The organism is Gilvimarinus algae (genome assembly GCF_030518215.1).
Lineage (GTDB): Bacteria > Pseudomonadota > Gammaproteobacteria > Pseudomonadales > Cellvibrionaceae > Gilvimarinus > Gilvimarinus algae.
Map to the genome: position 1 here is coordinate 158165 of NZ_JAULRT010000032.1, position 16487 is coordinate 174651.

The 16487-nt window shown below is 58.3% G+C and carries 14 protein-coding genes; 3 read left to right on the forward strand and 11 right to left on the reverse strand.

What is annotated here, in order from left to right; all coding sequences use genetic code 11:
- Positions 1 to 54 precede the first annotated feature (54 nt).
- Genes QWI16_RS02125 through QWI16_RS02135 form a run of 3 tightly spaced genes read right to left on the reverse strand, consistent with a single transcriptional unit; the run spans position 55 to position 5356 of the window.
- Positions 55 to 1926, reverse strand: coding sequence for an acetyl-CoA hydrolase/transferase C-terminal domain-containing protein (locus tag QWI16_RS02125; RefSeq protein ID WP_302711075.1), 1872 nt, complete (start codon positions 1924 to 1926; stop codon positions 55 to 57).
- On the reverse strand, positions 1923 to 4034 hold the full coding sequence (locus tag QWI16_RS02130; RefSeq protein WP_302711076.1) for a 3-hydroxyacyl-CoA dehydrogenase NAD-binding domain-containing protein: 2112 nt from the start codon (positions 4032 to 4034) through the stop codon (positions 1923 to 1925). The genes QWI16_RS02125 and QWI16_RS02130 overlap by 4 nt, the downstream gene beginning before the upstream one ends.
- Positions 4035 to 4045: 11 nt before the next feature.
- Positions 4046 to 5356, reverse strand: a complete 1311-nt coding sequence (locus QWI16_RS02135; RefSeq protein ID WP_302711077.1) for an acetyl-CoA C-acetyltransferase — start codon at positions 5354 to 5356, stop codon at positions 4046 to 4048.
- Between the two features lie 283 nt (positions 5357 to 5639).
- Here QWI16_RS02135 and QWI16_RS02140 point away from each other — a divergent pair, with 283 nt between their 5' ends.
- Positions 5640 to 6062, forward strand: coding sequence for a CBS domain-containing protein (locus QWI16_RS02140; RefSeq protein WP_302711078.1), 423 nt, complete (start codon positions 5640 to 5642; stop codon positions 6060 to 6062).
- Positions 6063 to 6100: 38 nt separating this feature from the next.
- Here QWI16_RS02140 and QWI16_RS02145 read toward each other — a convergent pair whose 3' ends face one another.
- Entirely contained in the window at positions 6101 to 6562 is a 462-nt protein-coding gene (locus QWI16_RS02145; RefSeq protein WP_302711079.1) for a YaiI/YqxD family protein, read from the reverse strand.
- The gene (gene arfB / locus QWI16_RS02150) at positions 6559 to 6972 is read right to left on the reverse strand and encodes an alternative ribosome rescue aminoacyl-tRNA hydrolase ArfB (protein ID WP_302711080.1); all 414 of its coding nucleotides are present in this window, start codon (positions 6970 to 6972) and stop codon (positions 6559 to 6561) included. Before arfB ends, QWI16_RS02145 begins: the two co-directional genes overlap by 4 nt.
- Before the next feature lie 139 nt (positions 6973 to 7111).
- On the opposite strand from arfB, the gene QWI16_RS02155 reads away from it, so the two are divergent.
- The gene (locus tag QWI16_RS02155) at positions 7112 to 7978 is read left to right on the forward strand and encodes a hypothetical protein (RefSeq protein WP_302711081.1); all 867 of its coding nucleotides are present in this window, start codon (positions 7112 to 7114) and stop codon (positions 7976 to 7978) included.
- Here QWI16_RS02155 and QWI16_RS02160 read toward each other — a convergent pair.
- The 6 genes from QWI16_RS02160 to ettA form a co-directional block, all read right to left on the reverse strand.
- Positions 7961 to 8551, reverse strand: coding sequence for a hypothetical protein (locus QWI16_RS02160; RefSeq protein ID WP_302711082.1), 591 nt, complete (start codon positions 8549 to 8551; stop codon positions 7961 to 7963). The genes QWI16_RS02155 and QWI16_RS02160 overlap by 18 nt on opposite strands.
- A gap of 110 nt (positions 8552 to 8661) precedes the next feature.
- Positions 8662 to 10941 (reverse strand): patatin-like phospholipase family protein, encoded by a 2280-nt coding sequence (locus QWI16_RS02165; protein WP_302711083.1) that lies wholly within the window; start codon positions 10939 to 10941, stop codon positions 8662 to 8664.
- A gap of 21 nt (positions 10942 to 10962) precedes the next feature.
- Positions 10963 to 11457, reverse strand: coding sequence for a hypothetical protein (locus QWI16_RS02170; protein ID WP_302711084.1), 495 nt, complete (start codon positions 11455 to 11457; stop codon positions 10963 to 10965).
- Positions 11448 to 11894: a methyltransferase family protein gene (locus QWI16_RS02175; RefSeq protein ID WP_302711085.1), complete on the reverse strand. Its 447-nt coding sequence runs from the start codon at positions 11892 to 11894 to the stop codon at positions 11448 to 11450. Before QWI16_RS02175 ends, QWI16_RS02170 begins: the two co-directional genes overlap by 10 nt.
- Positions 11895 to 11965: 71 nt before the next feature.
- Positions 11966 to 12580 (reverse strand): Crp/Fnr family transcriptional regulator, encoded by a 615-nt coding sequence (locus QWI16_RS02180; RefSeq protein WP_302711086.1) that lies wholly within the window; start codon positions 12578 to 12580, stop codon positions 11966 to 11968.
- A 55-nt stretch (positions 12581 to 12635) separates the two neighbouring features.
- On the reverse strand, positions 12636 to 14303 hold the full coding sequence (gene ettA / locus QWI16_RS02185) for an energy-dependent translational throttle protein EttA (RefSeq protein WP_302711087.1): 1668 nt from the start codon (positions 14301 to 14303) through the stop codon (positions 12636 to 12638).
- A gap of 252 nt (positions 14304 to 14555) precedes the next feature.
- Between ettA and QWI16_RS02190 the strand changes: the two genes are divergently transcribed.
- Positions 14556 to 16451 carry a choice-of-anchor I family protein gene (locus QWI16_RS02190; protein WP_302711088.1) on the forward strand — a complete coding sequence of 632 codons (1896 nt, stop codon included), beginning with the start codon at positions 14556 to 14558 and terminating at the stop codon, positions 16449 to 16451.
- Positions 16452 to 16487: the final 36 nt, after the last annotated feature.

Below are 16487 nucleotides of genomic sequence, written 5' to 3' on the forward strand. Positions count from 1 at the left end.
GGTGGATTGATACAAGGTGAACAAGCCTTCGATCACACGCATAACGCGTACCGACTAATCGCGCGACACTTTTCCTCTAACCGTGTCTGTTAACGCGCCTTTGAGCAGGGTTTTGTAGAGCCACTGGCTCGGCGATTGTAACTCTTGCAAAGCCATGCGGTTAAGCTCGTCGCTGTAGGCGCTATCACGGGTAGCGATGCCACGGTACAGGGCCATAATGAGGCTCTTAACCGAGCCGGCATTTTGGCTGAGGTGCTCCAGAGCGACGGTCAGGCGCTGCTCGGTGGGCGTAAAGTCACAGCCAAGTGGGAAGCGCTCGAGCAATCCGCTGTCGAGCGCCGGCTGTAGGCGTTTGGCCAGCTGCTCGGGGGTATTGCGGCAGTGCTCTGGAGCAATGGTGTGGCTCGCGGGCAGCTTTCCGGCGCGCTTTGCCCGCTCGAGCAGTTCGGCCTGAAAGCGCGAATCCGCAATATTCAAAAGGGCGGCGATCACCTCGGCGTCGCTCTTGCCGCGCAGCTCGGCCACGCCGTACTCAGTCACCACGATGTCGCGCAGGTGTCTGGGAATGGTGGTGTGTCCGTAGCTCCAACGGATGTTGGAATCGGTCTTACCTCTGTGGGTGCGGGTGGCTCTTAGGGTAATGACCGAGCGTGCGCTGTCGCCTAAGGCGTGCGCCTGCTCGACAAAATTGTACTGGCCGCCCACGCCGCTAATGACCTGGCCGTTTTCCAGGGCATCGGATACAACGGCCCCGGTGAGGGTCACCATCATGGCGCTGTTGATAAAGCGGGCGCTGGCCCGTTCGGCGCGCTTTTTTGCCTCCTGACCGTAGAGTTGGTTGATAAACGATACCGGCATCATGGCAATTTTGCGGTGCTGCTCCGGCGTCAACTTTTCCAGTGTCCGGTAAAAGCTCGGGCTGCCCATAAAAAAGCCGGCGTGCAAGGCCACCCCGTCACACTCACGTGTGAGAATCTGCTCTTCCAGCAGGGCGAGAAACCCCTCCACCAGCATTTCACTGAGCCCATATAACCCCTCTCTAAAAGGCTGACGCTCAGCATCGGTGATGACGCCGAGCGCGTTGGTCAGTTCGATAAACTCCCGGTTTTGCCGGTGTCGCATAATCAGGGCGCTGGCAATCGCGTCGCTGATCGAGCCGATACCGATCTGCAAGGTGCCGCCGTCTTTTACCAGGCAGGCGGTGTGCAGGGCTATCGCATGGTCTGCCAGGCTGACAGGCTGATGGGGAGGCTTGAACAGTGGAAAGTGCGTCTGGCTGTTGTCCAGGGTGAAATCAAAATGCTGCTGTTCACAAAGTGCTTCGCCGAGCATAAACGGCAGCTGGCTGTTGATCTCGCCCACCAGAATAAAATTGGCGTTACCGGCCCGGCGCTCTTTGATCAGATCCGGCGTGATATCCGGGTTACAGGAAAAACTGACATGCCCCGGATATTCATCATTCTCGGGTGTGACCAACTGGCCCACCAGATTGATTTTGGCACGGCGCAAAAAATCCAGCGCATGGGTGTAGTTAATGGAGCAATAGGCCTGTTGGACTTGCTCAGTGCCAAGCCAGTTGCCGGGCTGGAGAAAAAATTCGGTAACGGTGATGTTCTCCGGCAGGCACCTTTCTTTTAAGGCTTTCGCGTACTCGAGCCTGGGGTAGCCGCCGAAGAAAGTGTCTTGGATGGGCTCGAGAAAGCGCTTTGCCAGCTCATTGTCTGGTGCGGGCGGCTCGAGGGTCAGTGCAGTGTAGATATCCAGCTGCAAAGAGGGGTCGTGGCTGGCGCGCTCATAAAGGGCATTGGCGAGCCGGTTGGCTTTGCCAATACCCAATGGGAGCGCCAGACGAATATGTGACCCGAGTGTGGTGATCAGCGTATCGACTAAGGCGTCGACATCGCTGAACGTCTGTGGGGGGCTCATCTTTCAGCGTTTTCCCAGCCCGGGTCAGGGGTAAAGCGCTCGCCGTATTGCTCTTTCAGAGCCTGCAGCGCCTGCTGCACGTCGTTGTAGCCGCGAGACTGTGCGTAGTGCAGAGGGCCACCGCGAAACGGCGCAAAGCCGGTACCGAAGATCATGGCACCGTCGAGTAGCGAATCGTTATCGATGACGCTTTCTCGCAAGCAGCTCATACAGGTGTTGAGCATTGGCAGAATCAGCCGGTCGGTCAAGTTGTCTGGCCCGACCGGTGGGTTGTCGGCTTTTTGCGGTTTGCCTTTTTTCCACTCATAGAGCCCCCTACCGGTTTTCTTGCCGAGCTCGCCTTTATCGACTTTTTTGCGCAGCCAGTCGGGGGCGGCGGGCATGGTGCTGTCCAGTGAGTCGCGCAGCATATTGGCCACGCCCAGGCAGATGTCGAGTCCGACAATATCGGCCAGCTCTACCGGGCCCATGGGCATGCCGAATTGCTCGGCGGCCTTGTCAATGGTTTCGGCTTTGACACCTTCATCGAGCAGAACGATGGCTTCCAGTAAATAGGGTGTGAGAGCGCGGTTCACTAAAAAGCCCGGTGTGCCGGCGACCGGTGTGGGCAAGCGCTTGATCTGGCCGGTAAACGCCAGTGCCTTGTGGTAAGTGTCCTCGGCGAGCTTGCTGTGGCGCACCACTTCCACCAGTTGCATCTGGGCGACCGGGTTGAAAAAGTGCAGACCTACCAACTTCTCGGGGGCTTTGAGTTCCTTTTGCAGCTCATCGAGCGGAATGCTGGAGGTGTTGGTGGCGAGAATGGCACCATCCTTCATCAAGGGTTCAACGCTGGCGTAGACCTGCCGCTTGATATCGATGCGCTCTGGCACCGCCTCGATAATTACATCCGCCGAGCGCACCCCCTGATGATGCAGGTCGGGAATCAACCGGTCGAGCACCGAGCGTTTGGCCGCGGCGCCCAGGCGCTTTTTGTCGCACAGCTCACTGGCACGTGCGATCGCTTTGCCGATGATCTCGGGCTTCATATCAAACAGCGTGACGGTCAGCCCCTGGAGGGCGCACCAGCCGGCAATGTCGCCGCCCATGGCGCCGGCGCCAATGACGTGAACGTGTTGCGCCTTGGGCAGGTCCCGGTGGGCGCTGGCCTGCTTTTTCAGATTTTCTTGCAGGAAGAACACGCGTACAAGGTTGCGCGAGGTCTCGGTTAATAAAAGTTCGGAAAAGGAATCGATTTCCGCCGCGAGCGTTTTGTCTTTGTCGCCGCCGACGTTCTCCCACAGATCGATCAGCTTGCCCGGTGCCGGGTAGTGCTCGGGCGGCGCCTTCTTGGCCGCTTGCTGGCGCATCTTCTTGGCGCTAAAGCGGCGCAGAGGCGCGCTCGCGAGCAACTTGGACTTGAGCGATTTCTTTTTGCGCTGCAGCTTGCCGGCCACGGCGGCGCCTATGGCGGCGTCGACATGTCGCTCAGGGATCAGGGTGTCAATCAGCCCCATGCTTTTGGCCTGTTTGTCCCGCACGGTTTTGCCGGTGAGCATCAAGGTCATGGCGGCGATGGGGTCGATCAGATCAATGCTGCGTGCCGTGCCGCCCAGGCCTGGGTGCAGACCCAGTAGAATCTCCGGGAAACCCAAGCTGACCCCCGTTATACCGATGCGGTAATCGCACGTCAGTGCCAGTTCAAGTCCGCCACCAAAACAGTGACCATGGACCACGGCGATCTTGGGAAAGGGCAGCGCTTCGAAGCGGTTGGCCACGTTGTGGGCGGCGCTGAGTTTGTTTTTGGCCTCATCGAGATCGGACAGTTGGCCAAACTCTTTGATGTCGGCGCCCACGCAAAAGTTAGAGCTCTTGGCCGAGCGCAGCACCAGCGCCTCTGGTTTGTCAGCCTGTAAGGTCATGACGATTTCGTCCAGCTCTTCAAGCACCGCCTGAGAGAGAACATTGACGTCGGCATCGTCGCAGTCGAGTAGCAGCCAGGCAATTTTGTGCTCGTCAAATTTGAGCTTCCAGTGTTTCCAGGCAGAGGTGGCCGTCTCATTGAAGTCGGCAAAGGGTCCCAGAGCCTTTTCGCGTCCGCTGAGACTTTTCAAGATCATACCGTTCATAGCAGCCTCCCTTAAATAACTTCAATCAACATGGCGCCGGCCTGGCCGCCGCCGATGCATTGTGTGGCTATGCCGCGCTTTTTGTGTTCGCGCTTGAGGGCGTTCATCAGGTGCAGCACGATACGGTTGCCGCTGGTACCGACCGGGTGGCCCAGGCTGATGGCGCCGCCGTCGATATTGAGCCGGTCGCGGTCGAACTCCCCGAGCACTTGATCGCGCTGGAAAATGGCCCGGCAGAAATCGGGGTCGTTCCAGGCGGCCAGACAGCCGAGCACCTGGGCGGCAAAGGCCTCGTTGAGCTCCAGCAGGTCGATGTCATTCAGGCTCATTTTGTTGCGCAGTGCCAGGCGGCCGGCACTGACCGCTGGCCCCAGCCCCATGATTTCCGGTTCCAGGCCCGACCATTCGCTGTCCTTGATCACAGCCTTGGGGGTGAGATTGTACTTTTCGACCGCCTCTTCGGAGGCGAGCATCAGCCAGCTGGCACCGTCGGTAATTTGTGAACTGTTGCCCGCGGTAACCTTGCCAAAGGGCCGCTCGAACACCGGCCTGAGCTTGGCCAGCTTGTCCGCGGTGCTCTCGGGGCGCACGCCATCGTCAAAGGTGTACACCTTGCCGTCTGGGGCGTAAAGCGGCACCACCTCCTCGTCGAGCCAGCCCTCCTCCTGGGCCTTGGCCAGCCGCAGGTGGCTGGATATCGCATAGTCGTCGGCTTGCTCGCGGCTGATACCAAAGAGATTGGCTACAACTTCGGCCGTTTGCCCCATGTTGAGCTCCACCACCGGGTCGGTGAGCCCCTGCTCCAGGCTGATGACAGGCTTTAAGTAGCCGGGCTTAAAGCGGGCCAGGTGTTTGAGTTTCTCGCCCACAGAGCGCGCCAGTCCGAGCTCCGCCAGCCAGCGGGTGGCGGCCGGAGTCAGCATCAGCGGCGCGTGGCTGAGCGCTTCGGCGCCACCGGCCAGTATCAGGTCCTGGCGGCCTTCGCGTATGTACCGATAGGCAGTATCCACCGACTGCATGCCCGAGCCGCAGTTAATCTGCATGGTAAAAGCGGGGATGGTTTCCGAAAGTCCCAGCCTGAGGGCCGCAATTCGTGCCGGGTTCATCTCACTGGCCACGACGTTGACGCAGCCGAGAATGACCTGGTCAAAGGCGTCATCGGGTAGTGGGTGACGCATCAGAAGCGCCCGGCCGGCCTGAACGGCCAGATCCACCGGGGTAAAAGGGCCGGGCTTACCTCGGGCCTTGATAAAGGGGGTACGCGCCCCGTCCACTAAATAGACGGGTCTGCCGCCGGCTGAAGTCGATGTGGGAGAAGTCATGGAGCATCCTTCTGTTGTTTGACACAAGCCCTGAAAAATCTCTGAGCCAAGTATGGCAGAAACTTCACCATTTGCAGTGCAGAATCTGTGCCCGGTCACAGCAGCTGCTAGAGCGTACCGGGCGTTGCAAAATTTGCGCTGGCTAGAAAAATTACAACGAATGTCGCTAACAAACCAAGCCGTCTCGCGGCTTGAGCGCCCCTCAGGCGTCCACATACTGGCACAGCACTGGCATGGTCAAGGTTGTGAGCAGATTTAACTTCCACAATTTTAGGAGGACGCTATGAAAGTCTCAGATGTTATGACCGCGAAACCCGAGTATCTGGACGTTAACGCCAGCATCCGCGAGGCGGCCATGCGCATGAAAGAAACCGGGCGTGGTTTTACCCCCGTTGCCGACAATGAAAAACTGGTGGGTATTATTACCGACCGGGATATCGCCGTGCGCGCTACTGCCGAGGGCAAAAGTGCGGATGAAAAGGTCGGCAGCATTGCTACCGGCAAGGTGCTCTATTGCTACGCCGATGACAACATTCATGATGTGCTGCAAAACATGCACGACCAACAGGTTCAACGGCTGGTGGTGTTGAACAACGAGAAAAACAAGGATCTGGCTGGGGTGATTACCCTGGGCGATATCGCCTCAGTGTGCAACAACGACGATATGAGCCGGCGTGTGGTGACAGCCTGTCGTCACTACCACTGAGGAGTGGCTTAATCGGCAGCCTACCGTCGTTTCACCGCTCAGCCGGCCGCGCGCTGCAGCCAGGTGTCCAGCCGGTTGGCAAAGCGCTGCCGATCGGCCTGAGACAGCGCGGGTGCGCCACCAGTGTCCACGCCCGAGGCGCGCAGCGTGTCCATAAAGTCACGCATGTTCAGGCGCGCCCGAATGTTTTCTTTGGTGTAAAGCTCACCCCTTGGGTTGAGCGCGGTGGCGCCTTTAGCAATTACATCGGCGGCTAGGGGAATGTCGCCGGTAATGACCAGGTCTCCTGGGGAGGCCTGCTGGCAAATCCAGTGGTCGGCAACGTCAAATCCCCGCTCGACCTGTACAAACTGAAGATAGGGCGAGGGTGGGATACTCAGCGGTTGGTTGGCCACAAATGTCACGCTGATGTGTGTTCGCTTGGCGCCACGGTAGAGAATTTCTTTCATGGCGACGGGGCAGGCATCCGCGTCTACCCAAATCCGCGGTTGTGGCTTCACAGGTCGATTTTTCCCCGCAGCTGTTTGGTTTGACCGCGCTGCGTTTTCTTATCCAGGCGCTTGCGCTGTGCGCTTTTACTGGGCTTGGTGGGGCGGCGCACTTTCTGGCGAACACCGGCCTTGAGGATAAGCTCCCTGAGCCGCTCTAGGGCATCGTCACGGTTTTTTTCCTGTGTCCGAAACTGTTGAGCCTTGATCACAACCACACCCTCTTTGCTGATGCGCTGATCATTCATTTTCAGTAGCCGCTCCTTGTAAAACGCCGGGAGCGTCGAGCGGTTGATGTCAAACCGCAAGTGCACGGCACTGGCCACCTTGTTGACGTTCTGGCCACCCGCACCCTGGGCGCGGATAAACGACAGGTCAATCTCCCAGTCGGCCAACTGAACGTTCTGGCTAATGTATAACATGCGGTGACTCAATGATCGGACTGGACAAACTCATGGGGCCTCAGTCTACAATAAAAGCACAAGTGGCTACAGTGCAGACACTATGATCCGACAGATATCCCTTCATAAGGGTTTTTCGGGGTGCCGCAGGGGGCTTTTTATGCTCCTGTTGCTGCTGTTCACTGTGCCTGCTCGGTCCGAAGCGGCCGTGGTCGACCTGTTGGTGCCACCGTCGGTGCTGGCGGATATGCCGGCTTTTTTGGCCGGCGACGATCTTTTCGCTGTCAGGGATTTTGACCGCCCCAACAGCCGCCGTGACTTGGTCGATTATGTGCTGCTGCGCCAAGCATTGAGGCTCGGCAGCGATGCGCCGCTTGAGGTGCGTGTGCACCCTTGGGTAAGCATCAGTTACGACCGGGTATTGGTGACCCTGGCCGATGGCGAGGCGACCTTACTCAGCAATACCTTGTGGCGCGAGGATGTCTCGCCGGAGCACCCGGACCTATACGTTTCCAGCGCGACCATGGAGAAGGGCGAGTATACCGCTGGTCTCTACATGCACCCTGAGAACCCTAAACTCACGGAGGTGACCGACGCCGCCCAGATCCGCTCCCTCACCGCGGTGTCGAGTCGCCAATTTGTGCCCGACTGGCAAGCGCTTGAGCAACTTGGCCTGGCGGCACTGTATTCCGAGGTCAACTGGGAAAATATGGTGCGCATGGTACACCGTCAGCGGGTGGATTTTATGCTGATTCCTTTCTCGCGGCAGGCCGACTTGTCGCAGGCGGTGTTGGATGTGGTACTCAAGCCCCTGCCGGGCTTTAAGGTGGCTCTGGAGGGCAGTCGCGGTTGGGTCGTGAGTCGCCAACACCCAGCGGGTGCCAGCGCTTTCCAGGCGCTCGAAAAAGGGCTTGCTGTGTTGAAAGCTGAGGGGATTGTCGCGCGTGCTTACCGGGAGTCGGGCGTTATTAACGCCCGGGTGGACGACTGGGTTCTTGCCAACAAGCCCTTATCCACTCGTCCCTAAGGCCTCTTTGAGGCTTTGGTAACTGATGGGCTCCCCCGGCGTGTCGAAGGGGCGGGTTATCTCTACCAGCCGAGCCGGTTTTACCGCTTGCGTTCCTTTTTCTGCGAACACCATGGTCAGCGTCCACTGATCCTTATTCATGCTAAAACTGACAAACCGAGCGTTATACAGCTTGCCGCCAAGGCTTAAGTGATGGTCGGGGTGGGCATTGAGACTGGATAAGACAAGAGCGTCGTCAATGCTGAGGCTGAAATAGTTGGAGCCCTGATAGAGAGTGAGCGCAACATTGGGTAAATTGCCAAGGTCATAGTGGTGTGTTGAGGCAACGCCTAAGGTGATCATGCCCCGGTAAGCGTTAGTCTCTTTGATCTCACCGGCGGGCTGGTTGGGGTCCCCCTGTTTCCGCAAAGCGGCGCCGTCGACCCAGTGAGGTGTCAGGGCGTAGTAGTTCATAAAGTCGTTGCTGACGCTGTGCAAGAAGCCCTGTTGCCAGTCAGCGGATTGCGCGAGGCATTTTATTGAAATCGTGAGTGAGGCAACAACAATACACGATAAACAGATATTATTTTTCATAGACGCTCCCTGTTCTCTTTGCAGATTACTTTTCTAGGCCGCCCTTTGCAACTGTTCGGGCCTGGTGCTCAGACGGCCATATGCTCAGGGCTTAGTGAGGCGCTCAGTGCTTAGAACGTCACGCCCATAAAAATATAGGCACTGTGATTGCCCGTGTCGGATTTGCCCCAGGCGAGGTAGGCGGGGCCTATAGGGCTATCCCAACCGAGGAAGAGGCTGGCAGAGTGAATCAATTCCGAGTAGTCGATGGCGTCGCGGTCGTTCCAGGCGTTGCCGGCCTCAAGGGAAGTGCCAAGATAAAGCGGCAGGTTCAGCACCCGGTAATTGTTCTCAGCCAGCTCGTAGGTATAGACCAGGCTGAAAAAGCGGGTGTGCTGGCCGGAGATAAACCCGCTGCCATTACCGGATAAGTGCAGAAAGCCACCCAGCTCAAAAGAGCCCACCAGTGAAAAAGGATCGTCGTTAAACGTGCTGTTGTATTCCATTTGGCCGCGCAGCGAGTGCCTGCCGATGGAATGGGCGCCGATCAGGTTGAGTTCGACTTGGGTGGACATGTCCTTGACGGTCAGCAGGTCGAATTGCGATCGGGTGGCCGTGGTGTTGAATTTCCAGCCACGGGTGGGGAAGCTTGGGTCGTCGAGGCTATCGAAATCGATCCGCAGCAGCGCGCCATGCTGCAGGTAGTCGACGTCTCTTTGTCCAACGACTTCGGATAAAATCACCGGCAGGCGAATATCACCCTCGGTATAAAAGTAACCCAGCAGAGTGTCGAGTTTGTCGCGCAGGTTCCAACCGAGTCCGCCAATAAAACCGTACTCGTTTTCAATGACTTCTCCCAAAGATTCTCCCTCTTCGGTGTAGGAAAATACATTGCGGTTGTAGCGCAGCCCGCCCTCCCAAAACAGGTCGGTGGTGGCAATGGGCCAATAGAGTTCGGTGTTGAACTTTTTCTCGGTGCCGAATTCGGCCGTTGTGTACCACTCAGCGCCGTAAGGTGACAGGTTTGTGCGTCGGTAAGAGGCGCCCAACTGGTAGCGGCTTTGTGAGCGCAAGTTATCTTCAAACGATAATTTGAAATCCAGATAGCCCGGCCCCCACTCTTTTTCATCCACTAAGGTATTGAGTGTGTTGATGTCGTTTTCGCGGGACAGAGAAGTCCGCACCCGCGCAATGGTTCCCTGGCCGTAAAGCTTTTGCATGCCCCGGTGGATATCGTTGGGTGTGTAGACGGCGCCTTCACGCAGGTTCATGCGCTTGAGAATGTAATCGTCACTCAGGCGCGAGTGGTTGATCAGACGTATACGATCCAGATGCAATTCGCTGTCGCTGGCGATAAAAGACTCGGCCGCAAAAGGCTGCGCCTTGCCTGCCAGTGCCTGAGCCTGCGAGTGAGTGGAAAGCACTCCCGTTGCCAAGCGATAGCCGCTCTCGGCGGCTTCCAGGGTTTTGTCAAAGCTGAGCATATCGATCTCGCCGAGCTCGGGCTTGAGGTAGATGTCCTGCTCTGAGAGCAGTGCTTTTTGCTGAGTGACGTTTTTCTCGGTAAGAAAGCTGGTGAGTTGACGCAGGATGCTGACGCCCGAGCTGAGCTGGTCGCGGGTCATGGCCGGCGAGCCTATGTCCACGGCAATGATAATGTTGGCTCCCAGTTCGCGCGCGACACTGACGGGCAGGTTGTTGGCAATGCCGCCGTCCACCAGCAGCCGGCCATCGCGTTCAATCGGGCGGACTATGCCCGGCAGCGACATGGAGATTTGCAAGGCGGTACTCAGGTCGCCCTTGTCCAGAACCACCTGCTCGCCGGTTTCGATGTCCGCCGCTACGGCGCGAAAGGCGATGGGCAAATCGTCAAAGCTGTCAAAGAGCACGTGGGTGCCGAGCAACTGATCAATCAGGTTTTTCATGCCCTGGCCCTGGAGAAAGCCCTGCGGGAGCTTGACGCTGGTGCCGTCAAAGCCAAGGTTTAGCTGGATGGGAAAGTCGTCCATTTGCCGCTTGCGGCGGTTGGGCGTTTGGCTGCGTGGCAGGTCGTCCTGATAGCCTATGTCCCAGTCGGCCTCGGCGAACAGCTGCTCGATGTCAGCGGCGCTTTTGCCGCTGGCGTAGAGGGCGCCGACAAACGAACCGATGCTGGTGCCTACCACAACATCCACGGGAATCTGCCGCTCCTCCAGTGCGCGGATAACACCAATGTGAGCGCCGCCCCGGGCGCCACCACCACCGAGCACCAGAGCAACACAGGGGCGCTCAAGGGCGCGTTGGCAGACGGGCTTGGGTGTTTCGCCCAAGGCGCTGCAGGCCACTGCTGCTAGCGATACGGTGAGGATAAGGCGTCCAGTCGTTACCTGAATCATGGTGTCCCTGAGTTGTGCCGGTTTGCCTTGTATCATAGCCCCTTTTCCCGGGGCGAGTTACCGTTGCAGCTGGCGCAGGCGCGCCTTGACCGATGGCGCCTCATCGCGCTCGGTGGCGGCAATTATATCCCGGGCGTCTTTTGCCAAGTCCGGGAATTGCTGCGCCAGCTCGTGCAGAAGGTTGTAGGCCCAGGCGCGGACAAATTTATGGGTGGCGGTCAGGCATTGACGTACAAAGGGCTCCAGTGCCTGGCGCTGAGGGGCGCTAAAGCGCTGACCGGCCAGCAATTGCAGCAGATGCAGCTGGGATTCCCAATCGTGCAGCGCGTCCAGTGCCTTGCACACCTGATTCAGTTGCGCGGTGCTGAGCGAGTGGCCGGTTTCCAGGTGATGTTTCAGCAGCCAGCTAGCGGCTTTTTGCCGGTGCGGCTCTGCGAGTAACTTTATGCAGTGTGGGGCAAAGTCAGGCTCTCGGTAATAGCGGTTGTAAACAGCGGTGATATCCTTGGCTGACTTGCCGTCCCATTGATCTATTGAATCCGTTAGAGCCATCGTCTGACCTGAGCGCAGTAAAGTGTGTAGCTTTCGCCGAAGCGCGCGTGCATGGCGCGCTCTTCGTAAGAGATATACCAGCGGTCCAGAATAATAACAAACAACAGCGCCAGCGCCATGGAGCTAGGCGCCAGCCCCAGTAATATCGCAACGCCGAAAAGTGCCAGAGCCAGCCCCAGGTACATTGGGTTGCGGCTTAGGCGAAACGGTCCCTCGGTAACCAGTGTGCCGGGCGCATCGAAGGTAAACGCCGTGGTTTGGTGCTGTTTAAACAGGCGCTTGGCCCAAAACGCCAGGCCGAGTCCGCCGATCAGTAACACCACAGCGGCGAGTGTGTAAGGCTTGGCGAGGGTATGGGGTGAGCCAAGCGCCCAGCAAAGGCCGGCCATGGTCAGCGCAAACAGAACAAACAGGTGTGGAGGAAGCAGCTTTTTCATAGGGGGCCCCAGAGCATTGGACAATGTCTTCGCAGCCTAGGGCAATGATCTAGCGCCTACCTTAACCTATGTTAAGGCGCCTTAGATGAATTTCCCTGGGACATTTTAAGCTCACGGCGGATGCGTGAGAGAGACACGTCGGTCACGCCGATGTACATGGCGATATGTTTGAGGGGAATCTGCTCGGCGATCTCACCGTAATCTTGCACAAAACGCTGGTAGCGCTGGGTGGCGTTGTCGAGCAGCAGGCTGGCTTCGCGGCGCTCTTTTTTCACGGCCAGGTGCTCAAGCAGGCGGCGCACGATGCGGTTCCACTCGAGGTAACACTCCGAGAGCCCGACCAAGCGGTCGTAATCAATGGTGAGCGTCTCGCACGGGGTAATGGCCTCGGCGCCGTAGAGGCTGGGTTCACCGAATATGTGAGAAGACATGCTGGCAAAAGCACCGCCCGGCCCCACCAGAGATTTGTTGCGCTCCTTGCCATCGGTGTCGAGGTAGAAGTAGCGGCCGACGCCCTGCAAAACAAAGTGCACACTGAGCGGCTTTTCGCCTTGGGAAAAAATGGTCTCGCCCGAGGCAAAGCGCCGGCCTGAAAAATGAGACCAGACCCGCTCCAGTGCTTGGTCGCTTAAGGGGGCGAGCCGGCCAAAGTAGGCGAGTGCATGGGCTTTTAGTGGTTCTGTCATTAAGGTGTCTACCGGCCCGAAAAAAAAGCGCACCGTGTGGCGCGCTTTTTCGTTATCAGGTGTTTTTTAGCGGCTTGTATTTCACCCGCTTGGGTTGAGCGTCCTGACCTTTGCGCTTGATAAAGTCTTCATGGTACTCAGTGTAGTTGCCTTCAAAAAACACCACTTCCGATTCGCCCTCGTAGGCGAGGATGTGGGTGGCAATCCGGTCGAGGAACCAGCGGTCGTGCGAGATCACCAGCACGCAGCCCGGGAAGGCGAGAATGGCGTCTTCCAGGGCGCGCAGGGTTTCTACGTCCAGATCGTTGGACGGTTCGTCCAGCAGCAGCACGTTGGCGCCTTGCTTGAGGGTGTTGGCCAGGTGCAGACGGCCGCGTTCACCACCGGAGAGTTCGCCGACGCGTTTTTGCTGATCCGAGCCTTTGAAGTTAAAGCGGCCCACGTAGGAGCGCGAGCTGACTTCGTAGGAGCCTATGCGAAGAATGTCCTGGCCTTCGGAAATGGCCTCCCAGACGGTTTTCTTGTCGTCCAGGTTCTCGCGGCTCTGTTCCACGTAGGCGACCTGTACGGTCTCGCCGAGCGTCACTGTACCGCTGTCGGGCTGTTCGGTGCCGGCAATCATACGAAAGAGGGTGGATTTACCTGCCCCGTTGCCGCCGACGATACCGACCACGGCGCCCTTGGGAATGCTCATGGTGAGGTTGTCGATCAGCAGGCGGTCACCGTAGCCTTTGGAGACGTTTTCCAGCTCAATCACTTTGTCGCCCAAGCGCTCGCCAGGCGGAATGTAGATTTCATTGGTCTCGTTGCGGGTCTGGAATTCCTGGCTCTGCAGCTCGTCAAAGCGCGCCAGGCGCGCCTTGCTCTTGGCTTGGCGGCCTTTGGGATTCTGGCGTACCCAGTCCAGCTCGGCTTTCAGGGCTTTCTGGCGCGCCGCTTCTGTGCGCTCTTCCTGGGCAAGGCGGGCTTCTTTTTGCTCGAGCCAGGTGGAGTAGTTGCCCTCATAGGGAATACCGTGGCCACGGTCCAGCTCCAGAATCCAGCCGGCGGCGTTGTCCAGGAAGTAGCGGTCGTGGGTAATGGCGACAACGGTACCGTTAAAGCTTTGCAGAAATTGCTCAAGCCAGTGAACACTTTCGGCGTCCAGGTGGTTGGTGGGTTCGTCCAGCAGCAACATATCGGGGCGCGACAGCAGCAGGCGGCACAGGGCAACGCGGCGGCGCTCACCACCGGAGAGTTTGGTCACATCCGCATCCCAGGGCGGCAGACGCAGGGCGTCGGCGGCGACCTCCAGGGTGTTATTGAGGTTGTGGGCATCCCAGGCCTGAATGATGTCTTCGCAGCGCGCCTGCTTTTTCGCCAGCTCGTCAAAGTCAGCGTCCGGCTCGGCGTAATCGGCGTAGACCTGCTCCAGCGCGGCCAGGGCATCCACGGCTTCACGCACACCGTCTTCGACGTTGCCACGCACGTCCTTGTTCGGGTCCAGTTCGGGCTCTTGGGGCAGATAGCCGATCTTGATATCGGGCATGGGGCGCGCTTCGCCGTTGTACTCGGTGTCAACGCCGGCCATGATGCGCAAGAGGGTGGATTTGCCCGAGCCGTTCAGGCCGAGTACGCCGATCTTGGCACCCGGAAAAAAGGACAGGGAAATGTCCTTGAGGATCTCGCGCTTGGGCGGAACGACCTTGCCCACGCGGTTCATGGTGTAAACGTACTGTGCCATCTGAATGTGCCTCGTGCGGGCCGCCCGGAGGGAGGTCGCGGCCGGTTGGAGATAAAACGCGCAAGGTACCGAAAGGCGCCGGGCTTTTCAATCTTTTGCACCCGGGTGCGACAATAATTGTGCAAAGAGCGAAATTTGCGCAATGAATGCACCATATTGCAGCGATTGTGTCGGCATCACGCGGCAACACAAACCTGTAACAATTGCTCGCTAGGCTCATGCCCCGATTACAAGACCTACAGGAGCAGACCTATGAGAAAGAGCTTTCCCTATATCCTGGCCGCTTGCAGTGCTCTGGCGCTGGTTGGTTGTGGCAGCGATGATGACGAAAACGACAATAACGACGGCGACAATGGTGGTGAAACCCCGGTGGTGGAAACCCCTTCCTCCATCGCCCTGAGTTTCGTGGGTCGCTACAGCACCGGCCAGTTTGACGAGTCGGCGGCAGAAATTCCGGCTTACGATGCCGCCAGCCAGCGAGTGTTTATTGTCAACGCGGAAAAGGGCATGGTGGATGTACTCGATCTCGCCGATCCGGCCAACCCCTCGCTGATTGACACCATTGATGGTGGCAACGTGCTCGCCGGCGGTGAAGTGAACTCGGTGGCCGTGCACGACGGTGTGGTTGCCCTGGCCATTGAGGCAGACCTCAAAACCGACAATGGTGCAGTGGCCTTTTACAACGCCGATGACCTGAGCATGATTTCCAGTGTCGGCGTGGGCGCCCAGCCCGATATGCTGACCTTTACCCCGGATGGCGCCTATGTGCTGGCGGCCAACGAGGGCGAGCCGAGCGACGACTACAGCGTTGACCCGGAAGGCTCCATTGCCGTGATTAACCTGGCCGACATGGCTAACCCGGTGGCGACCATTGCCGATTTCACCGCATTTAACGGCGATGCTGCGACGCTTAAAGCCAATGGTGTGCGCATTTACGGCCCGGGCGCCAGTGTCGCTCAGGATCTTGAGCCCGAGTACATCGCCGTATCGGCCGACAGTGCCACTGCCTGGGCGATACTGCAGGAAAACAACGCTTTTGCCCGCATCGATATCGCCTCGGCTACGGTTGAGGAAATTGTGCCCCTGGGCTTCAAGGATCACAGCGTTGAGGCCAACAACTTCGGCTCCGGCAATGGGCTGGATACCAGCGATGAAGACGGCGAAATCAACATCGCCAACTTTGCCGGTGTTCGCGGTCTCTACCTGCCCGATGCCATGGCCGCCTACGACGTTGACGGTATGACTTACCTGGTAACAGCCAACGAAGGCGACGCCCGCGCCTGGGGTGAAGACAACGATGCTTATTGGGCCGGTGATGCCAGCCAGGGCTTTGTTGAAGAGTTCCGCGTCAAGCATCTGGTGCACTCAGATGGTTTTGACCGTCGTGCCAATGACGACCTGCCGCCGCAACTGCGTGAACTGGCCGCTGGCGGACTGCTCAACCCAGAGACCTTTGCCTACTGCGGCGCCAGTGCCGGAGATGCTGGCGACTGTCGCGACGACGAAGTGCTTGGCCGCTTGAACATTACCTGGACCATGGGCTATCGCCAAAACGCCGACGGCACGCCGGTAATGTTTGACGCCGCCGGTAGCGAGTCCGCCTCCGGTGACCGCCTGATGTACGACAACCTCTACAGCTATGGTGCCCGTTCATTCTCAATCTGGGATGAGAGTGGCTCTTTGATTTGGGACTCGGGCGATGCCATCGAGCAGCACTTGGCCAGTGATGAGTGCATGCTGGGTAGCGCGCGCGATATTCCGTGCAAAGACTACTTTAATAGCGCCCACGACGAAGGCGACTCCATGGACAGCCGCAGTGACGCCAAAGGCCCAGAGCCCGAGGGTGTGACCATTGGCCAGATCGGAGAGAAGACCTTTGCGTTCGTCGGCCTTGAGCGTATGGGCGGCATCATGATTTACGATATCACCGACCCCGAAGCGCCAGTGTTTATGGACTACTTCAACGCACGTGAAGACTGGGCCACGGAAGATGCCGAGAGCATTCTCGATACCATTGGTGACCTGGGGCCAGAAGGGCTGGTGTTTATCTCTGCCGAAGACTCGCCCACCGACGAGGCTCTGCTGGTCGTGGGTAACGAGGTCAGCGGTACCACCGCCGTTTACCAGATTGACCAAAGCTTTGAGTAACACCGAATACGGTTGTTAACAACGGGGGCGATGATC